Genomic DNA, 24,043 nt, shown 5'->3' on the forward strand with positions numbered 1-24,043 from the left:
GGATCGTTCAGGTTTGCCTCTACGATGGCTGCATGGATGCTGCCGACATCGCCGCCGGCCGGGAGCGCTGGCAACGGCGCTACGACGCCTCTCGTAAGCGGGAAGCCGACTTCACCACCCTCTCCGGGGTGCCCGTCGACCCGGTCTACGGGCCGCCCGACGGGGCCGCTCACCCCGGTTTCGAGCGCATCGGGTGGCCGGGCGAGTTCCCGTACACCCGGGGTCTCTATCCGACCGGATATCGCGGACGCACCTGGACCATCCGCCAGTTCGCGGGGTTCGGGAACGCGCAGCAGACCAACGAGCGGTACAAGATGATCCTCGCGGCCGGCGGTGGCGGGCTCAGCGTCGCCTTCGACATGCCCACGCTGATGGGCCGCGACTCCGACGACCCGCAGTCGCTCGGCGAGGTCGGGCACTGCGGGGTGGCGATCGACTCGGCCGCCGACATGGACGTGCTCTTCGCCGGCATCGACCTCGGCCGGGTCACCACGAGCATGACGATCTCCGGGCCGGCCGTGCCGATCTTCTGCATGTACCTGGTGGCCGCCGAGCGGCAGGGCGCCGAGCTGAGCCGGCTCGACGGCACGCTGCAGACCGACATCTTCAAGGAGTACATCGCGCAGAAGGAGTGGCTGTTCGCGCCCGAGCCGCACCTGCGCCTGATCGGCGACCTGATGGAGTACTGCGCGCGGGAGATCCCGAAGTACAAGCCGCTGTCGGTCAGCGGCTACCACATCCGCGAGGCCGGCTCGACGGCCGCGCAGGAGCTGGCCTACACGCTGGCCGACGGCTTCGGCTATGTCGAGCTCGGACTGTCCCGCGGGCTCGACGTCAATCAGTTCGCGCCCGGGCTGAGCTTCTTCTTCGACGCACACATCGACTTCTTCGAGGAGATCGCGAAGTTCCGCGCCGCGCGCCGCATCTGGGCCCGGCACCTGCGCGACGAGTACGGCGCGACCAGCGAGAAGGCGTTGTGGCTGAAGTTCCACACGCAGACCGCGGGGGTCAGCCTGACCGCGCAGCAGCCGGTCAACAACGTGGTGCGCACCGCCGTCGAGGCGCTGGCCGCGGTGCTTGGCGGGACGAACTCGTTGCACACCAACGCCCTCGACGAGACGCTCGCGCTGCCCACCGACGAGTCCGCCGAGATCGCCCTGCGCACCCAGCAGGTGCTGATGGAGGAGACCGGCGTGGTCAACGTGGCCGACCCGCTCGGCGGCTCGTGGTATCTGGAGGCGCTCACCGACCGGATCGAGGCCGAGGCCGAGGAGATCTTTGCCCGCATCCGCGAACTGGGCGAGGACGGCAGCGTCACCTCCGGCATCCTGCGCGGCATCGAGGACGGCTGGTTCACCGCGAACATCGCCGAGGCCGCGTTCGTCTACCAGCAGGCGCTGGAGAAGGACGAGAAGCGCATCGTCGGCGTCAACGCCCACACCGGCACGGTGGCGAAGGAACTGGAGATCCTGCGGGTCTCGCACGAGGTCGAGGTGGCGCAGCGACGCGAGCTCGGCGACCGGCGGGCCGCCCGGGATTCCGTACGGGTCAAGGCCGCCCTCGACAAACTGGTGGCCGTCGCGCGCACCGAGGAGAACATGATCCCGGCGATGCTCGAGGCGGCGCGGGCCGAGGCGACGCTCGGCGAGATCTGTGGCGTGCTGAAGGGGGAGTGGGGCATCTACCGCGAGCCGGCCCGCTTCTGAGCCGTATTCGCCGCGCCGCTAACTCCGCAAAACGGGCGACATGCCGCACTTCGCTGCGGTCGTGTCGCCCGTCGGGCATCTGGCACTCCCAGGACCGTTGTGGGATCTTGCGTAACCGCGCGGCGGCGTCAAGTATCGGGGATGACGTGCCGTTGTGACCTCCGATATCGACCGCCGCGCGGCACGCGAACCGCCTTGCCAGCGTGCGAGACTAGGTAACCATGAGCGACCCACGGACCACTCCGTCGATCTTCACCCGCGGCGCGGTCGACCTCAGCGCGCTGCGCACCCCGGCCCCGTCCCCGGCGGCGGGCCCCAGCCGTCCCTCCTCGGCCGACGCCGGCGGAGCCGGAGCGGCGCCCACCGCGGGTGTCCCGGCCGGCCTGCCCGGCGGCGGGCCCGAGGCGATCATCGACGTCACCGAGGCCAACTTCCAGTCCGCCGTCCTCGAGCGTTCGCTGACCACACCGGTGATCCTCGATTTCTGGGCCGACTGGTGCGAGCCGTGCAAGCAGCTGTCCCCGGTGCTCGAAAAGCTCGCCCGGGACGGCGCCGGCAGCTGGGTGCTCGGCAAGGTCGATGTAGACGCCAACCCCCGGCTCGCCCAGGCGCTGCGCGTGCAGGGCATCCCGATGGTGGTCGCGGTCGTCGGCGGTCAGCTCGTCGAGGGCTTTACCGGCGTGCTGCCCGAGCACCAGGTCAAGCAGTATGTGGACGCGGTGCTCAAGGCCGGCGGTGTGACCGTCGAGGCGGCCGCCGACCCGCGGCTCGACGCCGCCGACGAAGCGCTCATGGACGGCGACCTCGACGCGGCCGAGGCGGCGTACAAGAAGATCCTCGCCGAGTCCCCGGCCGACGCCGTCGCCGAGTCCGGCCTGGCCCAGGTCGATCTGTACCGCCGGGTGGGCGGTGCCGACCCGAGCGCCGCGCTGGCCGCGGCCGAGGCCAACCAGGACGACCTCGAGGCCCAGTGCCTGGCGGCCGACGTCGAGGTGCTCTCGGGCCAGGCCGACCGGGCGTACCAGCGGCTGATCAAGCTGGTCAAGCGCACCGCCGGGGACGAGCGCGACGTCGTACGCAAGCATTTGCTCTCGCTGTTCAGCGTGGCCGGACCGGACGACCCGGCGGTCGCCACGGCCCGGCGCCAGCTGGCCAGCGCCCTGTTCTAGGCGGGAGGTTCCGTGCGCCGGATCGCAGTCCTCGACGCACCGTCCAATCTCGGTCTGCGCCCGCCGACCGCGACGTCGGTGCCCGGCTGCGCCAAGGCGCCCGGAGCGCTCCGCGACCACGGCCTGCTCACCAAGCTCGGTGCGCGCGACGCGGGCTGCCTGACCCCGCCCCGATACGACCCGGGCGACTGGCGGCCCGGGGACGGTGTCGCGCACGCGTCGCAGATCGCCGCGTACTCCCGCCGGCTCGCCGACCGAATCGGCGCGATCCTGGACGCCGGCGAGTTCCCGGTGATCCTCGGCGGGGACTGTTCGATCCTGCTCGGCTCGGGGCTGGCCATGCACCGGCTCGGCGAGGCGGTCGGCGGCCGGATCGGCCTGGTCTTTGTGGACGGTCACTCCGACTTCCGCCACCCCGGGAACGCGTCCTATGTGGGCGCCGCGGCGGGGGAGGATCTCGCGCTGGTCACCGGTCGCGGTCAGTCGGACCTGGCGTCGATCGAGGGACGGCGGCCGTACTTCCGCGACATCGACGTGGTGGTGCTGGGGTTGCGCGCCCAGGACGAGTACCGCCTCGACCTGCAGGCGGCGGGCATCGTGACCCGGCCGGTCCCGGCGCTGCGGGTGGAGGGCGCGGCTCGCAGCGCCCAATGGGCCCGCGACCAGTTGGTCGACTGCGCGGGGTACTGGCTGCACGTCGACGTCGATGTGCTCGACCCGGCGGTGATGCCGGCGGTCGACGCGCCGTCGCCGGGCGGCATCGCGTTCCCGGAGCTGGAGATCCTGCTGGCCGGGCTGGTCGAGTCGCCGCACTGCCTGGGCGTCGAGATCACCGTCTTCGATCCGGACTACGACCCGGACGGCGTCTATGCGGCCGAGATCGCCACCACGGTGGCGGCCGGGCTGGCGGCGGCGCGCACGGTCGCCGTCCGGCCGGATCTGATCGCGGCCCGCGCGGATCTGGCCCGGCCCGCGCCCGCGCCGGCCTCGAAGCCCTCTCCGGAGCCCTCTCCGGAGTCCGCTCCGGCGCCGGAAGCCGATGCCGAGTCCAGGGCCGCTGAGGTCGATGCCGAGTCCGGCGCTGCCGAGGTCGATGCCGAGTCCCGCGCCGCCGAGGTCGACGCCACGGAGGTCGACGCCGCCGAGGTCGATGCCGAGTCCAGGGCCGCTGAGGTCGATGCCGAGTCCGGGGCGGCGGAGGTCGGCGGCGAGCCTGAGTCAGTCGAGGCCGGCCCCGAGTTTGAGGCCGCCGGCGCCGACACCGGGTCTGGGGCGGCCGAGGGTGACGCCGGGTCCGGGGCGGCCGAGGGTGGCGCCGGGTCCGGGCCCGCCGGGGTGGACGCCGGGTCTGAGGCAGGCGAGGACGGGACGTCGACCCGCCCGGCGGCGGAGGATGCCGCAGCCGGACTGGCGTCGCTGTTGCGACCGGCCGGGGATGCGCCGACCGCCGACCGCGGGGTGTGGATGCGACCGGCCGGGGATGCGGCCGCCGCCGTCCGAGCGTCGTTGTCGCGGCCGCGCACGAGTCCGGAGTCGCTGCGCAAGGCGTCGTCGCGGCGGTCCGTGGATCCCGGCCCGGGCGGCGCCGGCTCTCGATTGCGGCGGCCCGCGCATGCCGAAGAGCCGGAGACCGCCCCGAACGACAAAACCGAAATTTCCGACCCCGAGCCGAACCAGGCAGTCGTCGACCTGCCGGCCGCGCAGGGCGAAAGGGAAAACCCGTTCATCGCTCGGCCGCTCGGTCAGGCGCCGCTGCTCGACTCCAAGCCGCTGGCGGCCACCCGCCCCGGCAGGCTCCGCCCGCGCCCGGCGGACGACCCTCCGCCGCCCGCCCGCCCGACCGAGCACCCCCCGGCGGCGACCGACCTCCCGGCCGACGGCCTCCCGGTGGGCGGCGGCATCCCGGTGGACGGCGTGCTCCCGGTGGGCGGCGGCGTCCCGGTGGACGGCGTCCCGGTGGACGACCGCCCGCCCGAACGGCTCCCGGCGGAAGACCACCCGGCCGACCGTCTTCCGGCCGCCGACAGCTTCACGCTGCCGGCCCAGCGCCCCGCGTTCGAGCTGGGCTCGGGCTCCCCGGCCGACATCGTCTGAGAAGCCTCCCGGCCGACATCCCCGGAGAAGCCTCCCGGCCGACATCGCCGGAGAAGCGTCGGGTGGGCCGCTGGCGGGCGGCCCACCCGACGGTCAGTTCAGGGCATTCAGGAAGTTCTTCACGACCGGGACCGCCGCCTCGGCGCCGGCGCCGCCCTTCTGCACCATCACCGCGAAGGCGACGTCGCCCTGGTAGCCGATGAACCAGGAGTGGGTGTCCGTCGACTTGTCGTCGAACTCGGCCGTGCCGGTCTTGCCGAACACCGGCTTGCCCTTGACGTCGCGCAGTGCCGTGCCGGTGCCCCCGGTCACCACCTCGCGCATCATCCCGCGCAGCGCGCCCACCGCGGCCGCGTCGAGCGGCGCGCCGTCGGCCGCCGCCTTGGTCGGGGCCGGGTCGAGGACCAGCCGGGGCTGCTTGAACTGGCCGCGCGCCACCGCCGCCGCCACGCTCGCCATGGCCACCGGGCTGACCGCGGTCGCGCCCTGCCCGAAGGTCGCCGCGGCGAGTTCGGTCGGGCTGTCGGCCGCGGACACCTTGCCGCTGAACGCGTCGATGCCCAGGTCCCACTGGCCGCCCAGGCCGAGGTCGCCGGCCGCGGTCTGCAGCCCGGCGGCGCCCAGCTTCGAGGAGAGGCCGACGAAGGCCGTGTTGCACGACTTCGCGTAGTCGACGTGGAACGGGACGTTGCCGAGCACCTCGCCGCCGGAGTTCTTGAATTCGCGGCCGTCGACGGTGAGCGTCTTCGGGCAGGCGACCACCGAGGTGGCCGTGACCCTTTTCTGCTGCAACAACCCGTACGCGGAGACGGTCTTGAATGTCGATCCTGGCGGAACCTGACCGGTCAGGGCGGTGTCGACCGTGCTGCCGTCGGGACCGTTCGCGACCGCGAGCACCGAGCCGTCGCTGACCCGGATGGCGACCAGTGAGCCGGGCTGCTTCTGGGTGGCCAGGGCCGCGTCGGCCGCGACCTGCGTCTTCGTGTCGATGCTGATCTTGATGGGTTGGCCGTCGACCGGCTTGGTGCTGTACAGCTGGGAGTTGGTCACCGTGCCGTCGGCGGCCTCGCGGGCGATCACCACCGAGAGGCCGGACGTGCCGCGCAGCGTCGCGTCGTACCGCTCCTGGAGACCGCCGTGCCCGACGGTGTCACCCTGCGCGACGGCGTCGGGATTGTTTTCGATGTCCTCGCGGGTCGCCTCGTCGGCGGTGCCGAGTAGCGCCCGGGCGAACGCCCTGCTCGGCGCGAGGTTGCGGGTCTCCTCGCGGAAGACCGTGCCGGCCAGTGGGCGCACCGCATTGCGGATCTTGTCATAGTCGGGGCGACGCAGCGTGACCAGCTCGATGAAAGCGCCCGGATCGGAGTTCTTCACCCGGTCGGCAAGGTTGGACATATCGACCGTCAGGTTGATCTTCTTGAACGCGGCGGCGAGATCCTTCTGCAACTGCGCCACATTCGTGATCTTCTGCGGGCTGACCCCGATGACCACCACGTCCCGGGGCGTCACGATCGGCCGGCCGGTCGCGTCCTGAATGGTCGCCCGCTTCGCCGTCACCCGCCGTACGGCCAGCTTGTCGCCGGTTTGCAGCTCGTTCTGCACGATGGCCGGCTCCCAGACCACCCGCCAGCCCTTGCTGCCCTGCTTGGTCAGCCGGACCGTGCTCTGGTACGACCAGGGCACCCCGCCGGGCAGCGTCCAGTCCAGCTTGATGGTGCTGGACGAGATGTCCCCGGTGGTCTTGGGCGCGCCGACCGCGGTCAGCACCAGCGACTGCTTGGCCAGGTCGCCGGAGAGCGTGTGGAGCTGGGCGAGGACATCAGTGGCGCTGATCTTGCTGCCGTCCGCGGTCACGAAGCCGACCGTGCCGAGGTTGCCGCTGCGCCAACCGGTCAGGAAATCCTTGAGCGTGTTGTCGGGGCCGTCCTTGGAGCAGGCTGCCAGGCCTCCGCAGACCAGCGTCAACGAGGCCGCGACGGCGGTCACTCGGCGGCGTTTGAGGTCACGGCGGTCGAGCATGAGGTCCCCTTTCGTGGGTATGCCGGACGCGATGCTACGGAACGGTAATAAAGATGCGCACGTCCCGCCGACCCGGATTGCGTGATGTAGAGCAATTTCGCCGCCGAACGGACCGAACCGCCCACGCGTGTGATCCCCTGCGGCGCAACCGTTCTAGGCTGTGAACGACACGTTCGAACCCACAGCGTCGTGGGTGAGGGGAGCACCAAACCATGGCTTTCGTCGGTGAGTCACCGTCGGAATCTGATCCGACCTCCGATCCTGAGCTGGACTTCTCGCAGGGGCCCGGGTTCGCCCTCACGGGCCGGCTCGGCACCGCCAACGACGATGCCGAGCTCGATGAGCCGCTGCCGAACGGCGAGCGTCTGGTGGCGCAGGCCGTCGAAGTCGCCGGCGCCGACCACGCGACGGCGTCGCTGGTCGGCCGCTTCTGGCGGTTCGCGCCGGATGAGGAGTTGGTCGGATTTACCGCGTCGGAGATGTACGACGCCGCGGTCGCCCATCGCGAGCTCGCCGCCGTCCGGTTGCCCGGCGAGCTGAAGCTGGCGATCACGCCGCCGACCGGCTCCGAGTGCCACACCGTTCTGCAGATCGTCACCGACGACATGCCCTTCCTGGTCGACTCGGTGATCGCCCTGCTCACCGCCCATCAGCTACAGGTGCACCTGCTGGTCCACCCGCTGATCGTGCTGCGCCGCGAGCCGCTGGGCGCGCTGGCCGAGCTCGCCGCCGACGTCGAGCCGGACGACGCGATCGACGGCGACCTGGTGGAGAGCTGGATCCGGATCGAGATCGACCCGGTCCGCCGGGAGGAGGCCCGCGAGCAGCTGCACAACGAAGTGCGCCGGGTGCTCACCGATGTGCGGGACGCGGTGGAGGACTGGCCGCGGATGCGCCAGCGGGCTCTGGTGATCGCCGACGAGCTGGCCGCCGCGCGTGGCTCCGAGGCCAAGCTGCCGGTACCGGACAAGGACGTCACCGACTCGATCGAGCTGCTCAAGTGGCTCGCCCACGATCACTTCACGTTCCTCGGGTATCGCGAGTACCGCCTCGACGGCGACGTGCTCACCGCGATCTCCGGCACCGGCCTGGGCATCCTCCGCGGGGATTCGACGCCGCGCCGGCTCTCGTCGATGGCCCCCGAGGCATACCAGCGGGCCCTCGAGAAGCGCCTGCTGGTGATCACCAAGGCCAACTCGCGGGCAACGGTGCACCGCTCCGCCTACCTCGACTACATCGGCGTCAAGATCTTCAACAGCCGTGGCGAGGTGGTGGGCGAGCGCCGTTTCCTGGGCCTGTTCTCCAGCTCGGCGTACCGGACCAGCGTGCGCGAGCTGCCGGTGGTCAAGCGCAAGGTGATGGAGGTGCTGGACCGCTCCGGCCTGTCCCCCCGCGGCCACTCCGGCAAGGACCTCTTGCAGATCCTGGAGACCTACCCGCGCGACGAGCTCTTCCAGATCAAGACCGACGATCTGTACGAGGCGGTGATCGGCGTCCTGCGCATGGCGGGCCGCCGGCAGCTCCGCCTCTTCCTCCGGCGCGACGGTTACGGCCGTTTCATCTCCTGCCTCATCTACATGCCCCGCGACAGGTTCACCACCGGTAACCGGCTGCGCATGCAGGAGATCCTGCTGCGCGAGCTGAACGGCATCGGCGTCGACTACACGACCCGGGTCACCGAGCGGATGCTGGCCCGGATCCACTTCATCGTGCGCACCGATCCGGCCGACCCGCCCGGCACGGTCGACCCGAACACGCTGGCCGAGCAGCTCGCCGACGCGACCCGGATGTGGGACGACGACTTCTCCCTGGTGCTCGAGCGCAAGCTGGGCGAGGAGCCGGCCCGCGAGCTGTTCGGCCGGTACGCCAACGCATACCCGGACAGCTACAAGGACGGCCACACGCCGTACGAGGGCATGCAGGACCTGGCCAAGCTCGAGCTGCTCGAGGAGGAGGGCCAGCTCGAGATGCACCTGCACCGCAAGCGGCGGCAGGTGGTGGGCGGCGAGCCCGAGCCCGACGACCACGACGTGCGGTTCAAGGTCTACCGGTACGGCGAGCCGATGCTGCTCTCCGCGGTGCTGCCCGTGCTCCACTCGCTCGGCGTCCAGGTGGTCGACGAGCGGCCGTACGAGATCCGCCGCAACGACGGCACCATCTACCTGTACGACTTCGGGCTGCGCCCGCCGACCGAGCACCGCGAGCTGGCCGAGGTGCGGCCGCAGGTGGAGAACGCCTTCGCGGCCGCCTGGCGGGGCGAGGCGGAGGTCGACGGGTTCAACGAGCTGGTGCTGCGGGCCGGGTTGACCTGGCGGCAGGTCGTGGTGCTCCGGGCGTACGCGAAATATCAGCGTCAGGCCGGCAACGTCTTCTCCCAGCGGTACATCGAATCGACCTTCATCGCCTATCCGGAGATCGCCCGGCTGCTGGTCACGCTCTTCGAGACCCGTTTCTCGCCCGGGCTGGAGGCCGGCGAGGCGGAGCGCACCCGGCTGGCCGACGAGCTCGTCGAGCGGATCACCGAGCTGCTCGACGGGGTGGACAGCCTCGACCAGGACAGGATCCTGCGGTCCTACCTGACGCTGGTGCGTGCCACCCTGCGCACCAGCTTCTTCCAGCGTGGCGCGGACGGCCGGCCGAAGAACTACGTGGCCTTCAAGCTCGACCCGAAGGCGATCCCCGACCTGCCCGAGCCGCGCCCGAAATACGAGATCTTCGTGTACTCGCCGCGGTTCGAGGGCGTGCACCTGCGCTTCGGTGCGGTCGCCCGGGGCGGCCTGCGCTGGTCGGACCGGCGCGAGGACTTCCGCACCGAGGTACTTGGCCTGGTCAAGGCGCAGATGGTGAAGAACGCCGTGATCGTGCCGGTGGGCGCCAAGGGCGGGTTCGTCCTGAAGCAGAAGCCGGGCGACCGGGACGAGGCCGTCGAGTGCTACAAGCGGTTCATCACCGCGCTGCTCGACGTCACCGACAACATCCACGGCGGCAAGATCGTGCCACCGCCGGACGTGGTCCGGCACGACGGCGACGACCCCTACCTGGTGGTCGCGGCGGACAAGGGCACGGCGACGTTCTCCGACATCGCCAACGAGATCTCGGTGGGCAAGGAGTTCTGGCTCGGCGACGCGTTCGCCAGCGGCGGCTCGGCCGGGTACGACCACAAGAAGATGGGCATCACCGCGCGCGGCGCCTGGGAGTCGGTCAAGAAGCACTTCCGCGACCTCGGCGTGAACACGCAGACCGAGGACTTCACCGTGGTCGGCATCGGCGACATGTCCGGTGACGTCTTCGGCAACGGGATGCTGCTGTCCCGGCACATCCGGCTGGTGGCCGCGTTCGACCACCGGCACATCTTCCTCGACCCGGCGCCGGATGCCGCCGCGTCCTTCGCCGAACGGCAGCGGTTGTTCGACCTGCCCCGGTCGTCCTGGGCCGATTACGACAAATCGCTTCTCTCGGCGGGTGGCGGCGTCTACCCGCGCACGGCCAAGTCGATCCCGGTGACGGACGAGGTACGTGCCGCGCTGGGCCTCGGCGACGGCACCGCGATCAGCCCCGCCGAGCTGATGAAGGCGATCCTCAAGGCCCCGGTCGACCTGTTGTTCAACGGCGGCATCGGCACGTACGTGAAGGCGGTGTCCGAGACGCACGCCGACGTCGGCGACAAGACCAACGACGCGATCCGGGTCAACGGGTCGCAGGTGCGGGCCAAGGTGGTCGGCGAGGGCGGCAACCTGGGACTCACCCAGCGCGGGCGGATCGAGTTCGCCCGCTCCGGCGGGGTGGCCGGCACCGGCGGACGAATCTTCACCGACTTCATCGACAACACCGCCGGCGTCGACTGCTCGGACCACGAGGTCAACATCAAGATCCTGCTCGGCGGCGCGGTGACGGAGGGCGAGCTCAGCGTCCCCGACCGGGACGCGCTGCTGGCGGCCATGACCGACGAGGTCGCGGCCCTGGTGCTGCGGGACAACTACGAGCAGTCGTCGGCGCTCGGCAATGCGGGGGCGCAGGCCCACTCGCTGCTGCCGGTGCACCGGCGGATGCTCACCGCGCTGGAGGAGAGCGGGCAGCTCAACCGGGAGCTGGAGGCACTGCCCACGGACGCCGAGCTGGCCGTCCGGTCGGACGCGGGCGAGGGACTGACCGCGCCCGAGTTCGCCGTGCTCCTGGCGTACGTGAAGATCACCTTGGAGACCGACGTGCTCGCCGACGAACTGGTCGACGAGGCCTGGACTCACGACGTGCTGGCCCGGTACTTCCCGACGCCGTTGCGCGAGCGGTTCGGCGCTCGGATGGCCGGGCACCGGCTGCGCCGGGAGATCATCTCGACCTCGCTGGTCAACGAGGTGGTCAACCGGGGCGGGACGTCGTTCGTCTACCGCGCGATGGAGGAGAGCGGCGCGTCCGCCGCCGACGTCATGCGGGCGTACGTGGTGGTGCGCGAGGCGTTCGGGCTCTCCGAGATCTGGCGCGCCACCGAGGAGCTGGACAACGAGGTGCCCACCTCGGCGCAGACGCTGGTCTTCCTCGAGTCGCGGCGGCTGCTCGACCGGGCGGTCCGCTGGCTGGTCAGCACCCGTCGCTCGCCGCTGGACGTGACCGGCGAGATCGCCCGGCTGCAGCCCGGCGTGCACGAGTTGCTGCCGCAGCTGGTCTCGGTGCTGGTCGGCGTCGAGCGCCGGTCGATGGACGAGCACGTCGCCACGCTGGTCGACAAGGGCGTCCCGATGGAGCTCGCCGAGCGGGTCACCTGGGCGAACTACGGCTTCGGCCTGCTCGACGTGCTCACCACCGCGGCCGCCTCCGGCCGGGACCCGCTCGAGGTGGCGCAGGTCTACTTCCTGCTCTCCGAGCGCTTCCAGATCGACCAGCTGCTGTCGCACATCTCCCGGCTGCCGCGCGGCGACCGGTGGCAGACGCTGGCCCGGATGGCGCTGCGCTACGACCTGTACGCGGCGCTGGCCGCACTCACGGTCGAGGTGCTGGAGTCGACCGAGTCGACGTCGACGGCGCGCGAGCGGGTCGACGAGTGGGAGCAGGTGAACGCGTCCTCGATCGCGAGGTGCGCGAACGCGATGGGCAACGTCGACGACACCCCGGCCGAGCTGGCCGCGTTGTCGGTGCTGCTCCGCCAGATCCGCACGCTGGTGAAGACCTCGTCCGCTAACTCGTGAACTTGGCGACCGCCTCGGCCAGCCGGGCCGGGGCGGTCCGCTCGGCGTTGTGGCCCTGCCCGTGCATCGTCAGGCGACTGGCCTGCGGCAGGGCCCGCCGCAGCGCGTCGAGCCGTTTGCGCAGGTGAGCCGGGCTCTTGTCGCCACCGACGAGCAACACCGGAAGATCAATTTTTGCGTACGCCGAGAGCCGGTTTCCGAGGGCGTCGATCGCGTCGTTGTCGTCGAGCTGGCGTTCGACCCGCGCGGCCCACTCCGGCTTTGCGGTAAGCACCAGGCCGGCCACCGCGGCCAGCACCGGCCCGGTGCGCACCACGTCCCGCAGGAAGATGCGCAGCGCCTGCCCCGGCTTGCCGGCGGCGATGGCGGCCCGGGCCGGCTCGAGTTTCGCCCCGCCCAGTGGCTCGTCCAGCACGATCGGCGGCTCGTAGAGCACCGCGCCCGAGTAGAGCCCGGGGTCGGCCACCAGCGCCTCCAGCGCGAGCACCGCCCCGGACGAGTGCCCGACCAGCACCGGGTGGTCCAGCGCCGCGGCCACCTCGCGGACCTGCGCCACCTCATCCGCCATGGTCACCTTGCGCGGCACGTCCGGCCGGTATTGCCGGCGGGTCAGCCGGACCGTCCGGAAGCGGTCGCGCAGCCGGTCGGTGACCCGCGACCACGAGGTCGCGTCGCCCATGCCGCCGTGCAGCACCAGGATCGCGCGCCCCCGCCCCTCGTCGATCAGTTCCTCGCCCATGCCGTCGCCCCCTCCTTAGCACCGCTAAATTGACCTTAGCACTGCTAAGGTGATCGGGTGAAGGGGCTTTCCCGAGAGGTGCTGATCGAGACCGGGCTGCGGCTTCTCGACGAGGTGGGGCTGGACGGGCTCACCGTGCGCCGGCTTGCCACCGAGTTGGGCGTCCGGTCGCCGGCCCTCTACTGGCACATCAAGACCAAGCAGGAGCTGCTCGACGGGATGGCCGACGTGATCATCCAGGGCGCCGGGATGGGTCCGCCGTGGGACGGTGAGTCCTGGCAGGAGTGGCTGCGGCGTCGTGCGCGCGGCTATCGCCGCTCGCTGCTGGCCCATCGGGACGGCGCCCGCGTGGTCGCCTCGGCCCGCCGCATGCCGGGCGCGCTCGGGGAGTTCGAGGGCGAGCTGTCGGCGATGGTCGCGCTCGGCTTCACGCCGGTGCTGGCGCTGCGCACGATCACCGCGCTGGCCAACTATCTGAACGGCTACGTGCTGCAGGAGCAGGCCGGCGTCGAGGCCGGCGACCCCGACGCGGGTGATCTGCTGGCCGCGATGCCGACGCTCGCGGCGGCGCTGCGGGCGGGCGGCAATCCGATGGACGAGGCGTCCTTCGAGCACGGGCTGACGCTGCTGATCGCCGGGACCGAGGCGCAGGTCATGGCGTGAGGTACCCCCGAGGGGTATAAGGTGGTGGTGTGGAGCGGGTGATCGAGCTGGAGATCGGCGGCATGACGTGCGCGTCGTGTGCAAGCCGCATCGAGAAGAAGCTGAACCGGCTCGACGGGGTCACCGCCACGGTCAACTACGCGACGGAGAAGGCGCGGGCCACCGTGCCGGCCGCGCTGACCGCCCGGGATCTGATCGCGGTGGTGGAGAAGACCGGCTACACGGCGGCCGAGCCCGCCCCCGAGCCGCCACAGCGTGACGAGAAGCGCGATCCGCTGCGTGACCGCCTGCTGATCTCCGTCGCGCTCAGCATTCCGGTCGTCGTGCTCGCCATGGTGCCCGCCTGGCAGTTCGACTACTGGCAGTGGCTGTCGCTGGTCCTCGCCGCCCCGGTCGTCGTCTACGGCGGCTGGCCGTTCCACCGGGCCGCGTTCGTCAATCTCCGGCACGGCGCGGCCACTATGGACACGCTGGTCTCGCTCGGCACGCTCGCCGCGTTCGGCTGGTCGGTCTGGGCGCTCTTCCTCGGCGACGCCGGCGAGCCCGGGATGACCCACCCGTTCTCGCTGACCGCCCAGGGCGGCGACGCCATCTATCTCGAGGCCGCCGCCGGTGTGACCACGTTCCTGCTGGCCGGGCGCTACCTGGAGGCCCGCGCGAAGCACCGGGCCGGGGATGCGTTGCGTTCGCTGCTCGAACTGGGCGCGAAATCGGTCACGGTGCTGCGGGACGGCGCCGAGCGCGAGATCCCCGTGGCCGAGCTGCGGGTGGACGACGTCTTCCTGGTACGCCCGGGGGAGAAGGTCGCCACCGACGGTGTGGTGGTCGACGGTGTCTCGGCGCTCGACCAGAGCCTGCTGACCGGCGAGTCGGTGCCGGTCGAGGTGCGTCCGGGCGACCCGGCACCGGGCGCGACCCTGAACGCCGGCGGTCGCCTGACCGTCCGGGCCACCCGGGTCGGCGCCGACACCCAGCTCGCCCAGATGGCCAAGCTGGTCGAGGAGGCGCAGACCGGCAAGGCCGCCGTCCAGCGCCTGGCCGATCGCATCGCCGCGGTCTTCGTCCCCGCGGTGATCTTGCTGGCCATCGGCACGCTCGGCTTCTGGCTGGGCACCGGCGGGGGCGCGACCGCCGCGTTCACCGCCGCGGTGGCCGTGCTGATCATCGCCTGCCCGTGCGCGCTCGGCCTGGCCACGCCCACCGCGCTGCTGGTCGGCACCGGCCGCGGCGCCCAGCTGGGCATCCTGATCCGGGGCGTGGAGGCGCTGGAGTCCACCCGCAAGGCCGACACGATCGTCCTCGACAAGACCGGCACGGTGACCAGCGGCCGGATGTCGCTGGTGGCGGCCGTGGCCCGGGATCCCGACGAGCTGCTCCGGCTGGCCGGCGCGGTCGAGGCCGCCTCGGAGCACCCACTGGGCCGCGCGATCACGGCCGCCGCCCGCGAAAACGGCGCTTCGCCGGCCGCGGCCCGCGAAAACGGTGCTTCGTCGGCCGCGGCCCGCGAAAACGGTGCTTCGTCGGCCGCGGCCCGCGAAAACGGCGCGCCGTCGGCCGGCGCCCGGGGGAGCGGCCTGCTGCCCGCGGTCACCGACTTTCACGCCACGGCCGGCGTCGGCGTCCGCGGCCGGGTGGAGGGCCGACTGGTCGAGGTCGTGACCGGCCGCCCCGACGATCTGCTGTCGGCGGCGCCGGTCCCGGCCACGGCGACCGTGCCGCTCTACCAGGTCGTTTCGATGAGCCGAGGCACCACCGCGACGTCCGCCGCGACGCTCGAGGCGGCCACCTGGGTCGAGGTCCGCGTCGACGGCTCGCCGCGCGGGTGGCTTGCGCTTGCCGATGCGGTACGCCCGAGCAGCGCCCACGCGGTCGCCGCCCTCCGCCGCCTGGGCCTCGAGCCGATGCTGGTCACCGGCGACGCCCCGGCGGTGGCCCGGGCGGTGGCGGCCGAGGTGGGCATCACCGAGGTCTTCGCCGGCGTGCTCCCGGCCGGCAAGGTCGACGTGGTGAAGCGTCTCCAGTCCGAGGGCCGGGCGGTGGCGATGGTCGGCGACGGGGTGAACGACGCGCCCGCCCTGGCCCAGGCCGACCTGGGCCTGGCGATGGGCGCCGGCGCCGACGTGGCGATCCAGGCCTCGGATCTGACCCTGGTCCGCGGCGACCTGACCGCCGCGGTGGACGCCGTGCGGCTGTCCCGGCGCACGCTGGCGATCATCCGGGGCAACCTGTTCTGGGCCTTTGCCTACAACGTGGCGGCGCTTCCGCTGGCCGCGACCGGCCTGCTCAACCCGATGATCGCCGGCGCCGCGATGGCCCTGAGCAGCATCTTCGTGGTCCTCAACAGCCTGCGCCTGCGCACCTTCAAGGCAGCCGCGACGATGTGAGAGGCCGCCCGGGACGACGTGAGAGGCCGCCCGGGACGACGTGAGAGGGCGGCCGGGACGCCGCGAGAAGGCGCCGGGACGCCGTGAGAAGGCGCCGGGACGCCGTGAGAAGGCGGCCGCGACGACGTGAGCCGGTCGCGGGGACTGCTCCCGCGATCCCGCGCGCCCGGCTCATCGTCGTTGTTGCGGGGGCTCGAACTGGTCCCGAAGCCCGAGTCCCCGCAACGTCCCCAGACCCACCTGCGGATCTGACGCTACGTGCCGGCGAAGCGGGCTCGGAAGCTCTGCTTGCGCATTTTGGCCGTTCGGCCAACCCCCTTAGGCGACAAATTCGGTAATTTCTGGGTGTAGGGGCATTTAGTGTGTCGGGGCGGTGATCAGTCGTCCCGGCGGACCGACTCGATCAGCGCGAGGATCTGGCGCAGCGCGGGCCGCAGCACCCGCAACCGGGACAGCGCCACCAACCGGTCGATCAGCGGCACCACGCCGTCGATCAGCCGCCGGGTGCGCCGCTGCTCCGGCGACTTGTCGTACACCCAGAAGAGGGTCACACCCATCCACCCGAGCCAGAGCAGCTCGGGCAGCTCGCGGCGCAGCTCCGGGTCGAGTTTCGCGGATGACCCCTCGACCACGTCCCGGAAGATCGCGATCGACGCGTCCCGGGCCGGCGACGACTCCTTGGAGAACGGGCTCAGCGGCGACGACGGCTCGGCCGCGGTCTTGAAGAAGGTCGCCGCGAACGAGTGGTACGGAGCGTTCACGTCGACCCCCGCGTGCAGCACCCCGCGCAGCCGGGTCGCGAACTCCTTCTCCTCGGTGAGCACCGGCTCGGCCGCCGCCCGGTGTGCGGCCTGGTTCCGGTCGTAGAACCCCTGGATCAGGTGTTCCTTGGAGTCGAAGTAGTAGTACGCGTTCCCGACCGCGACGCCCGCCTCCTTGGCGATCGCCCGCATGGTCGTCTCGGTGTACCCCCGCTCGCGGAACAGCCGCAGTGCCGTCTCCAGGATCAGCTGGCGGGTCTGCTCGCCCCGGGCCCGCCGCGCGGGAGACGGCGGCGGAGAGTCAGCGGCAGCGGTCGTCACAGTGGTCACCGTAGTCCGCGAACGGCGGCTCCGAGGGCGTGGGCGAGCGGGTTGCCTCTCGTACCGCCGAGGCCGCCGCGATGATCCGCCGGGCAACCGGCAGCAGCCGCGGCGACGAGAGCCGCTCGGCCGTCGCCCGGTGGTCGGTCAGCGCCCACAGGCAGGCCAGCCAGGCGGAGTCGCCGGTGTAGTAGGCCCCGTCGTCGGCGATCACGGTGAGATCCCGCAGCGTCGCCTCATGATCGAGCCCGGGGAACCGCGACCGCGCCGCGGCCGAACCGGCCGGCACGAAGTGCAGCGGCACGAGCTGGTCCTGGCGGGACAGCCACCACCGGGCGGTCCGGCACAGCGGGCACCCCTCGTCGAACAGCACCGTGAAGGAGCCGACCCGGCCGGCCCCGTGACCGGCCGGGTCGGACGATGTCGTCATGCCCGCGCGGGTGGCGCCATCGGGGGTCGCGGCGGGTGCTGCGGCAGGCGTCCGGCCGGCGGCAGCGGCGGCTGTCCCTGCTGCTGCCGGATCCGCCCGCGGCGGTACCGGCCGAGGAAGTAGACGTTGCAGAAGTGCAGGATGCCGAGCACCAGCAGCACCAGGCCGATCTTCGTGGAGAACGTCTCGAGCGCCGTGCTGGTGTCCTCGACCTGCGCGCTGGACCGCATCGCGAACGTCACGTAACCGAGATTCAGCAGGTAGAAGCCCATCACCAGGAGCTGGTTGACGGCGCCGGCGAGTCGCGGGTCGTCGAAGACGTCCTCCAGGAAGACCCGGCCGTTGCGCGAGAGCGTGGTCGCCACCCACACGGTCAGCCCGACGCTGACCGCGAGGTAAAGCAGGTACATCCAGACCTTCGGATCCATCGGATCGTCCTTCCTGAACATGTTCAACTAAGTCCGCCTCAGGATAGGGCCATGAGTTGAACATGTTCAAGAGATGTGAACAGCGCCTCAGGCGAGCCCGAGGACCTGCGCCGCGGCGCGCCCGTTGGCCAGGCTCGCGCCGTGCGTGATCACGAACGCCCGGGATCCCGCGGGCCGCCACGACGACGGCCAGCCCATCTCCACGACCACCACCGGATGAGCCGCGGCCAGCTTCTCGACCAGGGCCCGGCCGCCCGGCGAGCGATGCAGATGCCGGCCGACGACGACGATCGGCCGGCCCGCCGCCCGTTCGATCAACTCGGTGGCCGAGGCGTCATCGGCGACGACGTCGATCTGCATGGCGCCGTTCAGATGCGGGCGCAGGCCCCACGGCACCCGGCCCTCCGCGATCGAGTGCCCGGCGGCGAGCTGCACCACCAGCGGAACACCGAGGCCGTTCGGCGTGCCCTCGACCCGTACGGCCCGCCGGGCGGCGGACACCCCGAGGGCTTCGTCGTGGTCGCTCGTGCGGGCCGGCGTTGCGCTCCACGTCGCCATTTTCGCCGTACGGGTGAAAGCCTCCTCCAACCGCGGGAGCGGCAGCCGTCCGTCGGTCACCGCCGCGACGATCTCCCCGGCGATCGTCTCGACCAGCTCCCGGTCGACCCGCGCCCCCACGCACAGCAGGTCGGCCCCGGCGGCCAGCGCGCGCACCGCGGCCGGCGCGATGCCACCGGCGGCGAGCGCCGCCCCGTTCATCTCCAGCGCGTCGGTGACGAGCACCCCGGCAAACCCGTACTCCCGCCGCGCCAGCGTCACCAACGCCGCCGAGCTGAAGGTCGCCGGGTCGTCCCCGGTCAGCTCCGGCACCCGGATGTGCGCCGACATGATCGCCTGCACTCCGGCCTGGACCACCGCGGCGAACGGCGGCAGATCGCGCGACCGGAGCACGGCGAGCGGGGCGTCCACGGTCGGCAGCTCCAGATGCGAGTCGGCCAGCGTCGCCCCGTGCCCCGGGAAATGCTTGGCGCAGGCCGCCACCCCGGCCGACTGGAGCCCGCGCACCGCGGCCGCCGCGTGCCGCGCCACCAGCTCCGGCGACGCGCCGAACGACCGGGTCCCGATGATCGGGTTGTCGTCGGCCGTGTTCACGTCGACGGTCGGCGCCAGGTCCAGGTTGATCCCGGTGTCGGCGAGGTCGCCCCCGATCGCGGCGTACACCTCGGTGGTCAGCGCCGGATCGTCGACCACGCCCAGCGCCGCGTTCCCCGGATAGGGGCTGCCGGTCCGATGCCCCAGCCGGGTGACATCGCCGCCCTCCTCGTCGATCGCGATCAGCGCGTCCGGCCGGGCCGACCGCAGCGCCGCGGTCAGCGCGGCGAGCTGCTCCGGCGACCCGACGTTGGTCCCGAACAGCGTGTGCCCGGCCAGGCCCTCGTCGAGCAGATCGAGCGCCCAGCCCGGCGGCTTCTCGCCGGGAAACGCGGCGAGCAGAGTGCCGAGGGCGAGACGGCGCAACCCTTGATCCATCGCCATGATGTCCTTCCGGTGACGCAGCTCTGGCTCTGGGGGACCGCGAGCTGCCATGATCGCTACGAGTCGATGACGGTGGGTGGTGTCGGCGGCGCTGCCGACGGTTACGCTGCCGCTACGACTGCGGGGGCTCGTAAGCTAATAGGAAACAATCCTAAATACTAGGGGACTTCACGATGGCCGCGACCCGCCTTCCGGGCACACCTCGGCTGCTGCGCGCTCTCAACGATCGCGCGGCGCTGGAGCTGCTGCTCGCCCGAGGTCCGTTGACCCGCGCCCAACTCGGCGAGATGACCGGGCTCAGCAAGGTCACCGCCTCCCAGCTGGTGGAGCGTCTCGAGCAGCGCGGCCTGGTACGCCGGGTCGGCGAGCAGGCCGGCGGCCGCGGACCCAACGCCCAGCTTTACGCGGTCACCCCTGGGAGCGCTCACGTGATCGGCGTCGACGTCGGTCCCGAGCGGGTGGTGGCCGCCTGCGCCGACATCACCGGGGCGATCGTGAGCCGGGTCGAGCAGTCCACCAAGGACACCGACGACCCGGTCGGCGTGGTGCACACCGCGGTGGTCCAGGCCGCCGCCGAGGCCGGCACCGACATGAGCTCGGTACGCCGGGTGGTGCTCGGCACGCCCGGCCTGGTCGACCCGGACAGCGGCGAGATCTCCTTCGCCTGGGACCTGCCCCGCTGGCACCGCGGCCTGCTCGACGACCTGCGCCGCGACCTGAGCACCCCGGTCCACTTCGGCAACGACGTGAACCTGGCCGCGATCGCCGAGCAGAGCACCGGCGCGGCGAAGGGCGCCGGCGACTTCGTGCTGATCTGGATCGGCCGCGGCGTCGGCCTGGCCAGCGTCATCGGCGGCCGGTTGCACCAGGGCGCGACCGGTGCGGCCGGCGAGATCGGCTACCTGCCGGTGGCCGGCGCCGAGGTGCCCCGCCACCAGGGAAAGCGCTCGCAGAAGGGCGGCGTGCGCGGCGGCTTCCAGACGGTCGCGGGCGCCGACGCGGTGAAGGCGATCGGCAAGAAGTACGGCTTCCGCGGCAGCGAGGCGTCCGACGTGATCCGCTCGGCGGTGGCCGCGGGCGAGGCCGGCGGCCAGGTGCTCGACGAGCTGGCGGCGCGGCTGGCCCTCGGCGTGGCCGCCACCTGCGTGGTGCTCGACCCGCCGCTGGTGGTGCTGGCCGGCGAGGTCAGCCAGGCCGGCGGCCCCGCGCTGGCCGAGCGGGTCGAGCGCGAGGTGGCGGCGATCACGCTGGTCAGCCCCAAGGTGGTGATCACCGAGGTGGCGTCCGAGCCGGTGCTGCACGGCGCCCTGCACACCGCCCTCGACGCGGTTCGCGACGAGGTCTTCGGCTCGACCACCGGGTGACCCGGCCCTTCCCACCTGACTGAAGGCCATCCAAACCGCGTGATTGGATAGGTCCGTGCTCGAACCCGCGGTGCGAATCCCGCCTCACGACGACACCGTCATCGCCTTCGACCGGGTCAGCGTGATCCGGAGTGGCAACTTTCTGGTCCGCGGCCTCTCCTGGCAGGTGGAGCTGGACGAGCGATGGGTGATCCTGGGGCCGAACGGCGCCGGCAAGACGACGCTGCTCAACCTCGCCGCCGGCCGGTTGCACCCGTCCCGCGGCACCGCGTTCGTGCTGGGCGAGCGGCTCGGCCGCACCGACGTCAACGAGCTGCGCACCCGGATCGGCCTGTCCACCGGCCAGTTCGGCGAGCGCATCCCGCCCGCCGAGCGGGTGATCGACGTGGTGGTCACCGCGGCCTGGTCGGTGGTGGGCCGCTGGCGGGAGACGTACGACCCGATGGACACCGCGCGCGCCCGCCGGCTGCTCGAGCAGCTGGGCATGGGCGCGCTGCTCGACCGGGAGTTCGGCACCCTCTCCGAGGGCGAGCGCAAGCGCACGCTGATCGCCCGCGCGCTGATGACCGATCCCGAGCTGATGCTGCTCGACGAGCCCTCGGCCGGCCTCGACCTGGGCGGCCGGGAAGACCTGATCGGCCGCCTCACCGAGCTGGCCCTCGACCCCGACTCGCCGGCCATGGTGCTGGTCACCCACCACGTCGAGGAGATCCCGCCCGGCTTCACCCACGGCATGCTGCTGCGCGAGGGCACGATCGTGGCGTCCGGCCCGCTCGGCGAGGTGATGACCGCCGACAACCTGACCAAGACCTTCGGCGTGGCCCTGCAGGTGGACCGGTTCGGCGACCGGTACGCGGCGCGCGCGGCATGAGCACGGAGGGCGGCCCTGCGATGGCGCCGCGCATCGTCGTGGCCGGCAGCGCCAACATGGACCTGGTCGGCCTCGCCGAGCGGCTGCCCCTGCCGGGCGAGACGGTGCTCGGGGACGATTTCGTGATGATGCCCGGCGGCAAGGGCGCCAACCAAGCGATCGCGGCGGCCCGGGCCGGCGGTCGGGCGGTGTTCCTCGGTGCCATCGGCTCCGACTCGTTCGGCGTCACGCTGAACGCCCGGCTGAACGCGGCCGGCGTGGACACCGCCCACCTGCGCACCAGCTACGGCGCCTCCGGGGTTGCGGTCATCATGGTGGACCGCGCCGCGGAGAACTCGATCCTGGTCGCCCCCGGTGCGAACAGCACGTTCCGCGACCTCACCGCGGCCGAGGAGCAGGTGATCGTCGGCGGCGACGTGCTGCTCTGCCAGCTGGAGATCCCGGTCGAGACGGTGACCGCCGCCTGCCGGGCCGCCCGGGCCGCCGGCGTCCGCACGATCCTCAACGCCGCCCCGGTCCGCGAGCTGCCGGCCGACCTGCTGGCGAACGTCGACCTGCTGGTGGTCAACGAGGTCGAGGCGCAGACCATCACCGGCAGCACATCCCCGGACATGTCGGCCCTGCTGGCGCTGGTGCCGCGGGTGGTGCTGACGCTGGGCGGCGCGGGCTCCCGGTACGCCGAGCGCGACGGCCGCGACGAGATGGTGCCGGCGTTCGTGGTCGAGGCGACCGACACCACCGCGGCCGGCGACGCGTTCACCGCCGCGCTGGCCGTCGCCTGGGGCGAGGGTCGCGACCTGATCGAGGCGGTGCGCTGGGCGAACGCGGCCGGCGCGGCCTGCGTCCGCAAGCTGGGCGCCTCCAACGCGCTGCCCACCCGGGCCGAGATCGACGAGGTGTTCGCCTCGTAGTCAGTCGTGCCGGGCGGTCTCCACGAACCGGATCACCTCGGCCCGCAGGACCTCGGCCAGCTGGGACAGCCCGTCCATGCCCTGCCCGCCGTCCACCGCGATCGCGATGCCGCTGGTCAGCCCGCTCATCTCCCGGATGCTCTCGGTCACCCTCTCGAGGACGGCGATCGCGTCGGCGGCCACCTCCTGCACCCGGTTGACATGGCGCATGATCTCGCCGCTCGAACCGCTGGTCTCGTCGGCGAGCGACTTGACCTCGCTGGCCACCACGCTGAAGCCACGTCCGGCCTCCCCGGCCCGGGCCGCTTCGATGGTGGCGTTCAGCGCGAGCAGCCGGGTCTGCTTGGCCACCTGGTTGATCAGGTCGACCGCGGTGAGGATCTGCCCGGCCGCGGTACGCAGCGAGGTCACCGTCTCCAGCCCGCGCTCGGCCTCGGTGACCGCGGACCGGGCGAAGTCGGCCAGCCCGTTCGCCGAGGCGCCCATCTCGGTGGCGGCGGTGGCCACCTGCTCGGAGACCCGCAGCACGGCGTTCTCGAGCTCGTCGGCGAGCGCGACCCGGGCCGCGTTGGCCTCGGCGAGCCGGTCGGCGCTGCGGCTCATCGCCGCGATCGAGGCGGAGATCTGCTCGGCCGCCTTGCGGTAAGCGCCGCGCAGTCCACGGGTGAGGATGTGCCGGTGGAAGCGGCCCTCGGCGGCCGCGGCCGAGGCGGCGCCGGCCTCCCGGACGAAGGCGTCGCTCGTGTCCAGCATGGCGTTGACCGCCGCCCGGCACTCGTCCGCGCCGGGGTGGTCGCCGAGCTGGGGCAGCCGGGCCTCCAGGTCGCCGGCCGCGGCCCGCTGGCACACCTCGGCGATCACCTGCAGGGTCCGGTTGTCCGTCGGTGACTCGCTCATCGGCCGGTGATCCGCTCATCCATTGGTGATCCGCCAGACGAACTCGTCGTACGTCTGCTCGCCGAGTTCCTCCTGCAGCGCCTGCCAGCCCGCCTCCACCGCGGCCGACGTCGAGCCCGCCCGGCTCTCCGCCTGCCGCACCCGCTCGTAGACCTGCTTGACCGCGGTGACCGGGCCCAAGTCGGGGCGGCGCCGGTTGGAGTGGTAGCCGACCAGCCCACCGGCCGCGTCGTACGAGGGCGTGACGTGCGCGAATACCCAGTAGTGGGCGCCGTCGACGGCGAGGTTCAGCACGTACGCGAAGATTTCCTGCCCGGCCCCGATGGTGTCCCAAAGCAGCTTGAACACGGCCCGGGGCATGTCCGGGTGCCGGATGATGTTGTGCGCCTGCCCGAGGGCCTCCGCCTCGGTGAGCGCCGACGTGCGCAGAAAGACCTCGTTCGTGTACGTGATGACGCCGCGCGGATCGGTCTTGGTCACGATGATCTCGTCCAGGCCGAACGTGCGCTCTACCCCGGTGGGACGGGTCTGTGTGGCTCGCATGATAGCCAGATCGTCCCGAATTGTGAG

General features: G+C 72.0%; 16 protein-coding genes and 1 pseudogene. 9 read left to right on the forward strand and 8 right to left on the reverse strand.

Annotated features, from left to right (window positions below):
* The first annotated feature begins 32 nt into the window (after positions 1–32).
* From ODJ79_RS13065 to ODJ79_RS13075, 3 genes and pseudogenes are all read left to right on the forward strand, one after another.
* Complete coding sequence (locus ODJ79_RS13065; protein ID WP_263023654.1) at positions 33–1,706, forward strand: methylmalonyl-CoA mutase; 1,674 nt, start codon at positions 33–35, stop codon at positions 1,704–1,706.
* A 221-nt stretch (positions 1,707–1,927) separates the two neighbouring features.
* Positions 1,928–2,875: a tetratricopeptide repeat protein gene (locus ODJ79_RS13070; RefSeq protein WP_263023655.1), complete on the forward strand. Its 948-nt coding sequence runs from the start codon at positions 1,928–1,930 to the stop codon at positions 2,873–2,875.
* A 12-nt stretch (positions 2,876–2,887) separates the two neighbouring features.
* Positions 2,888–3,875, forward strand: a pseudogene (locus tag ODJ79_RS13075) (arginase family protein); the annotation flags it as partial.
* A gap of 1,187 nt (positions 3,876–5,062) precedes the next feature.
* Here ODJ79_RS13075 and ODJ79_RS13080 read toward each other — a convergent pair.
* Positions 5,063–6,988: a penicillin-binding transpeptidase domain-containing protein gene (locus ODJ79_RS13080; RefSeq protein WP_263023656.1), complete on the reverse strand. Its 1,926-nt coding sequence runs from the start codon at positions 6,986–6,988 to the stop codon at positions 5,063–5,065.
* Positions 6,989–7,200: 212 nt separating this feature from the next.
* On the opposite strand from ODJ79_RS13080, the gene ODJ79_RS13085 reads away from it, so the two are divergent.
* Complete coding sequence (locus ODJ79_RS13085; RefSeq protein ID WP_263023657.1) at positions 7,201–12,168, forward strand: NAD-glutamate dehydrogenase; 4,968 nt, start codon at positions 7,201–7,203, stop codon at positions 12,166–12,168.
* On the opposite strand, the gene ODJ79_RS13090 is transcribed toward ODJ79_RS13085, so the two are convergent.
* On the reverse strand, positions 12,158–12,907 hold the full coding sequence (locus ODJ79_RS13090) for an alpha/beta fold hydrolase (RefSeq protein WP_263023658.1): 750 nt from the start codon (positions 12,905–12,907) through the stop codon (positions 12,158–12,160). The genes ODJ79_RS13085 and ODJ79_RS13090 overlap by 11 nt on opposite strands.
* A gap of 57 nt (positions 12,908–12,964) precedes the next feature.
* Here ODJ79_RS13090 and ODJ79_RS13095 point away from each other — a divergent pair, with 57 nt between their 5' ends.
* Both ODJ79_RS13095 and ODJ79_RS13100 read left to right on the forward strand, forming a co-directional pair.
* Entirely contained in the window at positions 12,965–13,570 is a 606-nt protein-coding gene (locus ODJ79_RS13095; RefSeq protein WP_263023659.1) for a TetR/AcrR family transcriptional regulator C-terminal domain-containing protein, read from the forward strand.
* Between the two features lie 29 nt (positions 13,571–13,599).
* Positions 13,600–15,954 (forward strand): heavy metal translocating P-type ATPase, encoded by a 2,355-nt coding sequence (locus ODJ79_RS13100; protein WP_411267309.1) that lies wholly within the window; start codon positions 13,600–13,602, stop codon positions 15,952–15,954.
* Positions 15,955–16,331: 377 nt separating this feature from the next.
* Here the strand turns inward: ODJ79_RS13100 and ODJ79_RS13105 are convergent, their stop codons facing one another.
* The 4 genes from ODJ79_RS13105 to ODJ79_RS13120 all read right to left on the reverse strand — a co-directional run bounded on the left by ODJ79_RS13105 (position 16,332) and on the right by ODJ79_RS13120 (position 19,430).
* Entirely contained in the window at positions 16,332–17,036 is a 705-nt protein-coding gene (locus ODJ79_RS13105; RefSeq protein ID WP_263023660.1) for a TetR/AcrR family transcriptional regulator, read from the reverse strand.
* Positions 17,017–17,466 (reverse strand): thiol-disulfide oxidoreductase DCC family protein, encoded by a 450-nt coding sequence (locus ODJ79_RS13110; protein WP_263023661.1) that lies wholly within the window; start codon positions 17,464–17,466, stop codon positions 17,017–17,019. The genes ODJ79_RS13105 and ODJ79_RS13110 overlap by 20 nt, the downstream gene beginning before the upstream one ends.
* Positions 17,463–17,894: a hypothetical protein gene (locus ODJ79_RS13115; RefSeq protein ID WP_263023662.1), complete on the reverse strand. Its 432-nt coding sequence runs from the start codon at positions 17,892–17,894 to the stop codon at positions 17,463–17,465. Before ODJ79_RS13115 ends, ODJ79_RS13110 begins: the two co-directional genes overlap by 4 nt.
* An 87-nt stretch (positions 17,895–17,981) precedes the next feature.
* Positions 17,982–19,430, reverse strand: a complete 1,449-nt coding sequence (locus ODJ79_RS13120) for a glycoside hydrolase family 3 N-terminal domain-containing protein (RefSeq protein WP_263023663.1) — start codon at positions 19,428–19,430, stop codon at positions 17,982–17,984.
* Between the two features lie 173 nt (positions 19,431–19,603).
* Here ODJ79_RS13120 and ODJ79_RS13125 point away from each other — a divergent pair, with 173 nt between their 5' ends.
* Genes ODJ79_RS13125 through ODJ79_RS13135 form a run of 3 tightly spaced genes read left to right on the forward strand, consistent with a single transcriptional unit; the run spans position 19,604 to position 22,576 of the window.
* Positions 19,604–20,794 carry an ROK family transcriptional regulator gene (locus ODJ79_RS13125; protein WP_263023664.1) on the forward strand — a complete coding sequence of 397 codons (1,191 nt, stop codon included), beginning with the start codon at positions 19,604–19,606 and terminating at the stop codon, positions 20,792–20,794.
* A gap of 55 nt (positions 20,795–20,849) precedes the next feature.
* Positions 20,850–21,665 (forward strand): ABC transporter ATP-binding protein, encoded by an 816-nt coding sequence (locus tag ODJ79_RS13130; protein ID WP_263023665.1) that lies wholly within the window; start codon positions 20,850–20,852, stop codon positions 21,663–21,665.
* Positions 21,666–21,685: 20 nt separating this feature from the next.
* Positions 21,686–22,576 carry a ribokinase gene (locus ODJ79_RS13135; protein ID WP_263023666.1) on the forward strand — a complete coding sequence of 297 codons (891 nt, stop codon included), beginning with the start codon at positions 21,686–21,688 and terminating at the stop codon, positions 22,574–22,576.
* On the opposite strand, the gene ODJ79_RS13140 is transcribed toward ODJ79_RS13135, so the two are convergent.
* Both ODJ79_RS13140 and ODJ79_RS13145 read right to left on the reverse strand, forming a co-directional pair.
* Positions 22,577–23,473: a methyl-accepting chemotaxis protein gene (locus ODJ79_RS13140; protein ID WP_263023667.1), complete on the reverse strand. Its 897-nt coding sequence runs from the start codon at positions 23,471–23,473 to the stop codon at positions 22,577–22,579. It abuts the gene before it with no gap.
* A gap of 15 nt (positions 23,474–23,488) precedes the next feature.
* The gene (locus ODJ79_RS13145) at positions 23,489–24,016 is read right to left on the reverse strand and encodes a PAS domain-containing protein (protein WP_263023668.1); all 528 of its coding nucleotides are present in this window, start codon (positions 24,014–24,016) and stop codon (positions 23,489–23,491) included.
* Between the last annotated feature and the right edge of the window lie 27 nt (positions 24,017–24,043).

The sequence above is a fragment of the Actinoplanes sp. KI2 genome, assembly GCF_025630775.1.
Classification (GTDB): domain Bacteria; phylum Actinomycetota; class Actinomycetes; order Mycobacteriales; family Micromonosporaceae; genus Actinoplanes.